The sequence below is a fragment of the Pseudonocardia pini genome (assembly GCF_013870575.1).
In the GTDB taxonomy this organism is placed as follows: Bacteria; Actinomycetota; Actinomycetes; order Mycobacteriales; family Pseudonocardiaceae; genus Pseudonocardia; species Pseudonocardia pini.
On record NZ_JACBXB010000115.1, the window covers coordinates 1 to 10,324 of the forward strand.

Here is a 10,324-nt window from a genome sequence, read left to right on the forward strand (position 1 = left end):
GCTGCTCCGGCCCGTGCGCTGGACCCTCGCCCTGGGCATGCTCCTCGTGGCGCTCGACGCGCTGGCGACCCTCGCCTTCCCCTCGGTCGCGGGGTTCGCCGTCGACGGCGGGATCACCGCGGGATCCACCCGGGTCCTGCTGGTCGCCACCCTGGTCGGCATCGGGATCGTGCTGGCCGACGCCGTGGTCGTCGGGTTCCAGACGGTCGTCACCGCCCGGGCCGGGGAGAGCCTGCTCTACCTGCTGCGCATCCGCAGCTACGCGCACCTGCAGCGGCTGGGCCTGGACTTCTACGAGCGCGAGCTGTCCGGTCGGATCATGACCCGGATGACCACGGACGTCGACGCGCTGTCCACGTTCCTGCAGACCGGCCTCGCCCAGGCGGTGGTCAGCCTGCTGACCCTGGTCGGCGTGGCGGTGGCACTGCTGGTCACGGACACCGAGCTGGCGCTGGTCGCACTCGCCGTGCTGCCGGTCCTGGTGGCGGCCACGGTGGTCTTCCGGCGGCTCTCCTCGCGGGCGTACGCGGAGGCGCGCGAACGGGTCAGCATCGTCAACGCGGACATGCAGGAGAACGTCACCGGCGTGCGCGTGGCGCAGGCGTTCGTGCGCGAGGAGCGCAGCGCGGAGGTGTTCACCGCCCGGAGCGAGGCCTACCGGCAGACCCGGATCCGGGCGCAGCGCTACATCGCCACGTACTTCCCCGGCGTCGCGTTCCTGTCCGACATCGCGCAGGCCGCGGTGCTCGGCGTGGGTGCCGCGCGGGTCGCGTCCGGCGACCTCACACCGGGCGTGCTCACCGCGTTCCTGCTGTACCTGGGCCTGTTCTTCGCACCGGTGCAGCAGCTGTCGCAGGTGTTCGACGGCTACCAGCAGGCCCGGATCGGGCTGTCGCGGATCGCGGACCTGCTGCGCACGAAGACGTCCATCCCCGCGGTGCCGAGCGAGGACGCTGCGGAGGTGCCCGCCCGGCTGCGCGGCGAGGTCGAGCTGCGGGAGGTGACCTTCCGGTACCCGGGCGTCGAGCGGCCCGCGCTCGCGGACGTGAACCTCGCCGTGCGCCCCGGCGAGACGGTCGCGCTGGTCGGGGCCACCGGCGCGGGCAAGTCCACGCTGGTCAAGCTCCTGTCCCGGTTCTACGACGTCGGCGAGGGCGCCCTGCTGGTCGACGGCGTGGACGTCCGGCGCTACCCGCTCGAGGGGTACCGGAAGCGGCTGGGCTTCGTGCCGCAGGAGCCGCACCTGTTCACCGGGGACGTGGCGGCGAACATCGCCTACGGCCGCCCGGGGGCCACGCGGGCGGAGATCGAGGCGGCGGCACGCGCCGTCGGGGCGTTCGAGCTGGTCCGCAGCCTGCCCGGCGGGTTCCGGCACCCCGTCGGGGAGCGTGGGCAGGGGCTCTCGGCCGGGCAGCGGCAGCTGGTCGCGCTGGCCCGGGCCGAGCTGGTCGACCCGGACGTCCTGATCTTCGACGAGGCCACCGCGGCCCTCGACCCGGCCACCGAGGCGGCCGTGCTGGCCGCGGGGGACCGGCTCACCGCGCGTCGGACGGCTTTCGTGGTGGCCCACCGCCTGGCCACCGCGGCCGCGTCGGACCGGATCGTGGTCCTGCACGCCGGCCGGATCGTGGAGGAGGGTCCGCACGCGGAGCTGCTCGCCGCGGGCGGCCGCTACGCCGCGCTCTGGCGGGCGGGCGAGCTCGAACCGGCCGCGGACGCCGAGGTCGAGGATCACCCGGTCGTGCGAACCGCGTAACGCGGCCCGGGCGGCGGGCGACCTCGCAGGTGGGAATCCGGCCGTTCGATCGCGGTTCCTGCCCGATATCGGGCAGGAACTTGGTGTTTCGCCGGTCGTTCGGGCACAGTCACGCTGTGCCCGGACCGCAGTCTTCTCCACCCAGCGTGGTGCACGGCGACCTGGTGAGTCATCTGGTGCGCAGCACGGCGCTGGCGCCGGGGGAGGCGGCACGGGTCGTCGACGAGGTGCTGGCGTACTTCGCCGAGACCACCGACGCGTTCGTGCGGCGACGGCACACGGAGCTGCGCGGGCGCGGGCTGCACAACGACCGGATCTTCGAACGGATCCGCGCCGAGCTGGAGGTGCGCCGGGTCGCGCCGCCGGTGCTGTCCGAGCGCCAGCTGCGACGGCTGGTCTACGGCTGATTTTCGAGGCTGAGTTTCGAGGAGGACACATCAGGTGTGCGGGATCGTGGGGTACGTGGGCGGCGCGGATGCGGCGCCCGTCCTGATCGAGGGGCTCAACCGGCTCGAGTACCGCGGGTACGACTCCGCGGGCGTCGCGGTGATCCAGCGCGGCAAGCTCAAGGTGCACAAGGTCTCGGGGCGGGTCGCGGACCTGGCCGCCGAGCTGCCCGCCCGGTTCCGGGGCGGCGTCGGCATCGGGCACACACGGTGGGCCACCCACGGTGAGCCCACGGTGGCGAACGCCCATCCGCACGTCGACACCGCGGGCCGGATCGCCGTGGTGCACAACGGGATCATCGAGAACGCCGAGGAGCTGCGGGCCAAGCTGCAGGCCGACGGCGTGGAGTTCACCTCACAGACCGACACCGAGACCGTCGCGCACCTGGTGGCCGCGGCGTTCGCGACGGGCGGCGCCGAGGACCTGGAGCAAGCCGTGCGCTACGCGCTGCGCCAGGTCGTCGGGGCGTACGGGATCGCCGTCGTCGACACCGAGCACCCGGACCGGATCGTCGTGGCGCGCAACGGCTCGCCGGTGCTGCTCGGCGTCGGGGAGAAGGAGATGTACGTCGCGAGCGACGTCGCGGCGCTGGTCGGGTACACCCGCCAGGTCGTGTACCTCGACGACGGCGAGCTCGCCACCATCACCCCGGGCGGCTACCGCACCTTCACCCTCGACGCCCGCAGCACCGCCAAGCAGGTGTCCGAAGTGGACTGGGACGTCGTCGGGGCCGAGATCGGCGACCACGCGCATTTCCTGATCAAGGAGATCGGCGAGCAGCCGCGGTCCATCGAGCGCACCCTGCGCGGCCGCATCGACGAGCGCTTCAACACCGCCCACCTCGGCGGGCTCAACCTGTCCGTCCGCGAGGCCCGCGAGTTCCGCCGGGTGAAGATCCTCGGCTGCGGCTCGGCCTGCTACGCCGGTGACCTGGGCGCCCAGCTGATCGAGGACCTGGCCCGGATGCCGGCCACGGCGGAGTCGGCCTCGGAGTTCCGGTACCGCAACCCGGTCGTCGAGCCGGACACGCTCTACGTCGCGGTGTCGCAGTCCGGCGAGACGGTGGACACGCTGGCCGCGGTGCAGGAGCTGCAGCGCAAGGGCGGCCGGGTGATCGGCATCGTCAACGTCGTCGGCTCCACGATCGCGCGCCAGGTCGACGGCGGCATCTACATCCACGCCGGCCCCGAGATGTCCGTGGCGGCCACCAAGTCGTTCACGTCCACGGTCGCGGCGTTCGCGCTGCTCGCGGTGCACCTCGGCCGGATGCGGGACCTCGCGCCGACCGAGGGCCGCCGGATCCTGGAGGGCCTCGCGGCCCTGCCCGGGCAGATCGAGGAGATCCTCGACGCCGAGAAGCGCACCGGGGCGATCGCCGAGGTGGCCCGCGAGGTCGCGCCGCACCACAGCGTGCTGTTCATCGGGCGGCGGCGCGGGTGGCCGGTGGCCAAGGAGGGCGCGCAGAAGCTGAAGGAGGTCTCCTACGTGCACGCGGAGGCCTACGCGTCGGCGGAGCTCAAGCACGGCCCGTTGGCGCTGGTCAGCCCCGAGCTACCCACCGTCGCCTGCGTGCCGGCGGACGACCTGCTGGACAAGAACACCTCGACGCTCGCCGAGATCCGCGCCCGCCGCGGCCCGGTGATCGCGCTGGCGCACCGCGAGCTGCCCGCCGACCTCGCGGACCGCACGATCGTGGTCCCGCGCAGCGAGCCTGAGCTGGACAGCATCCTGATGAGCGTCCCACTGCAGCTGCTGGCGTACCACGCAGCAGTAGCCCTGGAACGCGACGTGGACCGCCCGCGCAACCTCGCCAAGTCCGTGACGGTGGAGTAGTCGAGATGAACCTCAGTGCTGTTCGATCATGGTCTCCGCAGCACTGAGGTTCATCTCGGCCGGAGGGGTTGGCGGGGGCCGGCGAGCCACTCGGTCGTCGGGCTGTGGAGGGCGATGGTCATGGGGACGTGCGGGGTGCCGACGTAGGTCTCGACCTCGCCCGCTGTGGTCCAGCCGAGGCGGTGGAAGAAGCGCTCGTTCGCGATCTGGACGTGGGCGTGCATCCGCTGTCCGTCCCGCGCGCCCGCGGTCTCCACGGCGAACCGGACGAGCGGCCCGCCGATCGCGGCCGCGCGGAACTCGGGCAGCACGGCGAGCCGGTCGCCGAGCCACTCGCCGGGGCCGGTCGGGTAGAGCCGGACCGTGCCCGCGGGGCGGCCCTGGTGGGTCGCCAGGACGTGGACGACGTCGTCGCGGGCGTCGTGCGCGTCGAGGTCGGAGCCGTCGAAGAGACCCTGTTCCGCGACGAACACCGCGTGCCGGATCGCATGGTGGGCGGCCCGGGCGGTGCCGTCGAGCGCGGGCCGGACCGCGACCGGGTCGATCCCGACCAGCACGTTCACCGGGCGGACCGGCCGGATCCGGCCGACCGGCCGCTCCGGAACCGTGGCCGTCATGCGCTCGGCCGCTTCCCGATCTGGAAGACCCCGGGGGTCCCGCCGCCGGAGCCGCACGGAGTCGCGCCGCCGGACTGCTGCACGAGGTTCAGCGAGGAGCAGGCCTGGCATCGCGCGCACCCGGCGACCGCGGTGTCGGCGCCGAGCCCCTTCGCCTCCAGGAAGCCCGCGACGCGACGGTAGATCGGCTCGGTGTACTCCCGCGCGGGCGCGGGCACGTCCTCCATCAGCGACCCCGCCACCGGTCGCAGCGGCACGACGAACGGGTACACGCCGATGTCCACGGCCCGCCTGCACATCTCGACGGTCAGGTCCGGGTCCTCGCCCATCCCGAGGATCACGTACGTCGACACCCGGCCCTCGCCGAACAGCGCCACCGCCCGCTCCCAGGCCCGGAAGTAGGTGTCGATCCCGGTGCGGAACTTGCCCGGCGCCACCCGCGCGAGCACGGCCGGGTCGAACGACTCGACGTGGATGCCCACGGAGTCGACGCCCATGTCGTGCACCTGGTCGATCACCGCGAGATCGCGCGGTGGCTCGAACTGCACCTCCACGGGCAGCCCCGCCGCCTCCTTCACGGCCTGGCCGCACTTCGCGACGTACAGCGCGCCGCGGTCCGGTGCGACCGACGAGCCGGTGGTCAGGGTGGCGTCGACGGCGCCGTCGAGGTCCCGCGCGGCGACGGCGACCTCGGCGAGCATCTCGGGGGTCTTCTTCGCGATCGTGGCGCCCGCGGCCAGCGAGAGCCCGATGCCGCAGAACCCGCACTGGTCGGAGTTGCCCCAGTAGTTGCAGGCCTGGACCACGGTCGAGGCCAGCGAGTCCAGGTGCAGCAACGCGATCTGGTGGTAGGGCACGCCGTCCGCGGTCTCGAGGTCGTAGAACCGCGGGCGCTGGGTCCCGGAGACCGCGGCGACCTTCACCCCGTCGCGGAAGATCGCCTGCCCGGAGTCCTCGGCGCGCAGCGCGTAGGGGGAGGTCGCGTTCGGCGGAACGGTCACCGGGACGCCCTCGACCCACAGCATCCCGGAGTCCGACGGCCCCGCCCCGCCCTTGCGCGAGGTCTCCAGGTCCGTCTCGATCCGCAGGCCCACGCTCTGCAGGTCCATGATCAACGCGGCGGTGTCCGCGCTCGTGCGCTCGTCGGTCACGGTCATCCGCGGGAGCTCCTCCACTATCCGACACGGTCGTCTCTCATCAGAGAATTCACTATGGTGGACGCGTGCGCAACATCGTCAACGAGAATCGCGTCGCCCTGCTGAGCCACTCGACGTCGCCGCGCGGCGGGCACGTCCACACCGTCGGGCTCGGCGAGGCGCTGCACCGCGCGGGCGATCCGGTGCACTTGTTCGCGTTGGGGGAGCGGCTCTACCGGCCCGTCGACCTCCCGCACACGCTGGTCCCCGGCCCGCGGCGGGAGGGCACCACGCTGACCGAGCGCACCCTCGACGGCATCGACCGGCTCGCCGCCGCCCTCGCCGACCGGATCGAGGAGTTCGACGTCCTGCACGCGCAGGACTGCATCGCCGCGCGCGCCGCGCTGGCGGCCCGGGAGCGCACGGGCGCCCAGGTGGCAGTGCTCCGCACCGCCCACCACGTCGACGACTTCACGACCCCGGTCCTCGTCGACTGCCAGCGGCGGGCCATCACCGAGCCGGACCGGGTGCTGGTGGTGTCACGGCAGTGGCAGGACATCCTCGCCCGGGACTTCGGGGTGCGCACCACGATCGTGCCCAACGGCGTGGACCTCGGCCGGTTCGCCGCCCCGGCCCCGGTCTCCCGCCCGGACCGGTTCGTGCTGCTCGCCGTCGGCGGGATCGAGCCGCGCAAGGGCACCGTGCACACGTTCCGGGCGCTGGCGCGCCTGCGCGCGCAGGGCCTGGGCCCGGTGCTCGCGATCGTCGGCGGGCACTCGTTCCAGGACTTCGCGCCCTACCGGGAGGCGGCGCTGGCCGAGCTGATCGCGCTCGGCCTGGAGCTCGGCCGGGACGTGATCGAGCTCGGCACCCTCACCGATCCCGAGCTCGCCGGCTGGTACGGCGCGGCGGACGCGCTCTGCTACCCGTCGACCGCAGAGGGCTTCGGGCTGGTGCCGATCGAGGCGATGGCGCTCGGAGTGCCGGTGGTGGCCAGCGACCTGCCCGTCTTCCGCGAGCACCTCACGGATGGTCGTGACGCGCTCCTCCCGCCGGTCGGCGACCACGAGGCCCTCGCCGCCGCCCTCGCGAGGGTGATCACGGAGCCGGGGCTGCGCGAGTCCCTGCGCACCGCGGGTCGGGCCACGGCGGCCGGTTTCACCTGGAAGAACGCGGCCGAGGCCCACCGCGCGATCTACGCCGACCTCGTCCCGGCCCGCTCATGATCGCGAGTTGTGTGCGCTCACTGCTCTCTGAACAACGCTGAGCGCACGCAACCGCCGATCTTGCCGCGCTGAGAGCACGAAACGTGCGATCACAGCCGCAGCCCTAAGCCCCCTCGCGCAGCCCGGACCCGCACGGACGGCACTGTCACTCGTTCAGGAGCCTCGCGGCTCGGGACTCCGCCACCGCCCGCCGCGGGTCGCCCGCGGGGAGCATGTCGACCAGGAGCTCGTGCGCCTCCAGGTCGTCCCTACCGAGGCGGTGGTTCGCGTAGGCGTGCACGAGCTCCACGTCGTCGGACTCCAGGACGGCGCGACGCAGCCCTACCTCGAGCTCGTCTCGGGCCCCGCGGATCTCCGGGGCGTCGGAGCGGGGGAGCAGCGGACCTCCGCAGGCCCGCAGCGCCTCGGCGACGCGGCCCTCCCGCAGCGCCCGCCGGACGCTGCCGAAGTCCGTGTCGACGACCGCGTCGAGTCGGTAGGGCCGGGTCTTGAGCACGTCCGTGCCGATCAGCGCGCGCAGCCGGTGGATCTCGCCGCGGACGGTGGTCTGGTTGCCGTCGTCGCCGTAGAGCAGGAAGGCCAGCCGCTCGGCGGTGAGGCCCTCGGGGTTCAACGCGAGCGCGGTGAGGATCTCGGCGGGCCGCAGGGTGAGGGCGTGGCACTCGCCGTCGAGCACCACCGTGGGGTTGCCGTCCCCGAGGAACCGCAGCGTCAACGCGTGCCTGCGCGGCTCGGGCGCCGACGCCGTGCGCCGGGTCGCGGTGAGCAGGTAGCCCTCGGCCAGCGGCTCGACGTGCATCTCCCGCCCGTCCGCGAGCCGCACCCGGTCGGCCCCGCCCGCCAGGTCCACCCGCTCGGGCCACGACCCGAAGGGGTCCCCGGCGATGATCCGCCCGGTCGGCGTGACGAGCGCGCCGGGCGTGCCGCGCAGGCTCGCCAGGTGGCCCTCGTTGCGGGCGCGCAGCCGCTCGTCCGCGATCGCCAGCCGCATCCGCATCTGGTTCTCGGCGAGCTGGGCAGTGGCCGTGACCAGCGCGAGCATCGCGGGATGGATCGTCCGGCGCGGGCCGGTGATGTCGATGGCACCGATGATCCGGCCGGTGTCCGGGTCCACGACCGGGGCGGCCACGCAGGTCCACGCGTGCACCGCGCGTACCAGGTGCTCGGTGGAGTGGATCTGCACGGGCCTGCCGAGCGCGAGCCCGGTGCCCATCGCGTTGGTCCCGATCGCCTCCTCGGACCAGCACGAGCCCTCGACGAGCCCCACCCGGTCCGCGGGCCCGAGCACCGCGCTCGCGCCGTCCCGCCAGAGGACGGTGCCGGTCTCGTCCGTGACGACGACGACGTGCTTGGCCTCCTCGGCGATGCTCACGAGGTTGGCCCGCAGCAACGGCATGACCTGGTGCAGCGGGTGCGCGTCGAGCCGGGCGCGGCCCTCGGCGGGGTCGAAGCGCAGCGGCGGCAGGGGGGTGGAGGGGTCGATCGCGGCGGCGAGGCTGCGCTGCCAGGACTCGGAGACGAGCCTGCGGACGTGGGCGTCTCCCGTGTCGTCCAGGACCGCCTCGAACAGCTCGTCGATGGCGCGTCCCGCGCGGTCGGAGGCGGACAGGTCGGAGCCCGGTTCGCGCTCGACCACACCGTCGACTGGCATCGGCACCCCGACTTCCCGCGTCCTGATGGGCCTCATCATCGGTCACCTCCACCGGGGAGAGCAAGGCGAGGTTGCGCCTGTCCGACCGGTGAGCCCCCGCGTGCAACGAACGGGCAACGTGATTCAGCTTACCGTCGCCGCGACAACGACCCGTCGACGATCGGAGGCCACCCGATGACCGCAGAGCTCGCCGACATCCGGGTCCTCGACTCCCGCCCCGTGCACACCACCCGGGTGCCCCCGACGACCGGCCGGGATCCCGAGGTCGGCCGCGGCGACGGGACCCTCTCCGCGGTCCGCACCGGCAGGCTGCTCGTCGTCGACGCGGAGGGGATCGTGCGGCTCGGGCTGCGGCAGCTCTTCGCCGCCGAGCCCGACCTCCGGATCGTGGGCGAGGCCGCGACCCCGCGGGACGCGCTGGTGGCGGCGGACCGGCTGCGCCCCGACGTCGTGCTGCTGGACGTCGACCTCGGCCGCGGCGACTCCGCCGGGATCGACGTGGCCCGCGCCCTGCTCCAGCGCCACCGCGGCACCCGGATCCTCGTGCTGACCGGCTGTCGCGACCGGGAGACCATGCTCCGCACCGTCCGCCTCGGCGTGCACGGCTACCTCCGCAAGGGGGCGGACACCGCCGACATCGTCGCCGCCGTGCGCACCCTGCTGCGGGGTGACGCGGTCTTCGACTCCCGCATCACCACGATGATGATGGACGCCCTGCGCGACCCCCGGGAGCAGCGCGCGATGGGCGGCGCCACCGGGCCGGTCCTGACCGACCGCGAGAACCAGGTGCTCAAGCTGCTCGCCACGGGGATGTCGAACAAGGAGATCGCGGCGGAGCTCGTGATCAGCGAGGCGACCGTGAAGTTCCACGTGCGCAACCTGCGGGACAAGCTCGACGTCCGCCGCCGCACCGAGATCGTCTACACCGCGACCCGCCAGGGGATCGTCTAGTCACGGGCCCGCTCACGACCGCTGAGCTGCGCCGTCGTCGGGGGCGGCGAAGAACGCGGGGTCGCCGGGGAGCGACTCGACGGCCCGGCGGAGCTCGTCGTGGTGTCGGACCGCCTCGGTGAGCAGTCGCGCGGTGTCGCCCTCCTCGAAGGCCGCGAGCATGTCCGCGTGGTCCGCGTGCAGGCCCGCCCGGCCCTCGTCGGTCAGCTGGGACATGGGCCGGTAGGGCTCCGTGACGTTCCACGCGGACTCCAGCATCCGCTGCAGCCGGTGCATCCGGGCCGGGGCCACGAGCGCGAGGTGGAACCGGCGCGACGCCCGGTGGTAGCCCGGCATGTCCCCCTCGGTCAGGGCCCGGCCGACGGCCGCGTGCGCCGCCCGCGCCTCCTCGCGGTCCGCCTCGGTGGCCAGCGGCAGCGCGGCGGCCAGCGCGGCCTGCTCCAGCACCCCGCGCACCACGTAGAGCTCGGACAGCTCGGCCACGGTGATCCGGGCGACCGAGTACCCGCCGCGCGGGCGGTGGTCCACGAGGCCCTCGCCGATGAGCGTCTTCAGTGCCTCCCGCACCGGGATCGGGCTCACGCCGAAGACCTGGGCGATCTCCTCGAGCGGGATCGGCTCGCCCGGGGCGGCCTCGCCGGAGAGGATGACGGCACGCAGCTCGTCTCGAAGCCGAAGTGCTCGCGCTCGTAGGCGTCGTGGATCGC

9 protein-coding genes are annotated in these 10,324 nt (G+C 73.6%); 5 read left to right on the top strand and 4 right to left on the bottom strand.

Annotated elements, in window-relative coordinates:
* The 3 genes from H5J29_RS09720 to glmS form a co-directional block, all read left to right on the top strand.
* Positions 1-1,756: ABC transporter ATP-binding protein (locus tag H5J29_RS09720; RefSeq protein ID WP_181780597.1), on the top strand; the 1,756-nt coding region annotated here is incomplete at its 5' end.
* 116 nt (positions 1,757-1,872) lie between these two features.
* The gene (locus H5J29_RS09725) at positions 1,873-2,163 is read left to right on the top strand and encodes a hypothetical protein (protein ID WP_181780598.1); all 291 of its coding nucleotides are present in this window, start codon (positions 1,873-1,875) and stop codon (positions 2,161-2,163) included.
* 34 nt (positions 2,164-2,197) lie between these two features.
* On the top strand, positions 2,198-4,036 hold the full coding sequence (glmS, locus tag H5J29_RS09730) for a glutamine--fructose-6-phosphate transaminase (isomerizing) (protein WP_181780599.1): 1,839 nt from the start codon (positions 2,198-2,200) through the stop codon (positions 4,034-4,036).
* A gap of 50 nt (positions 4,037-4,086) precedes the next feature.
* Here glmS and H5J29_RS09735 read toward each other — a convergent pair whose 3' ends face one another.
* Positions 4,087-4,653 (bottom strand): MSMEG_0567/Sll0786 family nitrogen starvation N-acetyltransferase, encoded by a 567-nt coding sequence (locus H5J29_RS09735; protein ID WP_181780600.1) that lies wholly within the window; start codon positions 4,651-4,653, stop codon positions 4,087-4,089.
* A complete protein-coding gene (locus tag H5J29_RS09740; RefSeq protein ID WP_181780601.1) occupies positions 4,650-5,810 on the bottom strand; it encodes an MSMEG_0568 family radical SAM protein in 1,161 nt (386 codons plus the stop codon). The genes H5J29_RS09735 and H5J29_RS09740 overlap by 4 nt, the downstream gene beginning before the upstream one ends.
* A gap of 65 nt (positions 5,811-5,875) precedes the next feature.
* Here H5J29_RS09740 and H5J29_RS09745 point away from each other — a divergent pair, with 65 nt between their 5' ends.
* Positions 5,876-7,015: an MSMEG_0565 family glycosyltransferase gene (locus H5J29_RS09745; RefSeq protein WP_181780602.1), complete on the top strand. Its 1,140-nt coding sequence runs from the start codon at positions 5,876-5,878 to the stop codon at positions 7,013-7,015.
* A gap of 145 nt (positions 7,016-7,160) precedes the next feature.
* On the opposite strand, the gene H5J29_RS09750 is transcribed toward H5J29_RS09745, so the two are convergent.
* Complete coding sequence (locus tag H5J29_RS09750; RefSeq protein WP_181780603.1) at positions 7,161-8,666, bottom strand: helix-turn-helix domain-containing protein; 1,506 nt, start codon at positions 8,664-8,666, stop codon at positions 7,161-7,163.
* A gap of 174 nt (positions 8,667-8,840) precedes the next feature.
* Here H5J29_RS09750 and H5J29_RS09755 point away from each other — a divergent pair, with 174 nt between their 5' ends.
* Positions 8,841-9,617 carry a LuxR C-terminal-related transcriptional regulator gene (locus H5J29_RS09755; RefSeq protein WP_181780604.1) on the top strand — a complete coding sequence of 259 codons (777 nt, stop codon included), beginning with the start codon at positions 8,841-8,843 and terminating at the stop codon, positions 9,615-9,617.
* Between the two features lie 12 nt (positions 9,618-9,629).
* On the opposite strand, the gene H5J29_RS09760 is transcribed toward H5J29_RS09755, so the two are convergent.
* A partial coding sequence (locus tag H5J29_RS09760) for a GntR family transcriptional regulator (RefSeq protein WP_220187201.1) occupies positions 9,630-10,324 on the bottom strand: 695 nt, incomplete at its 5' end.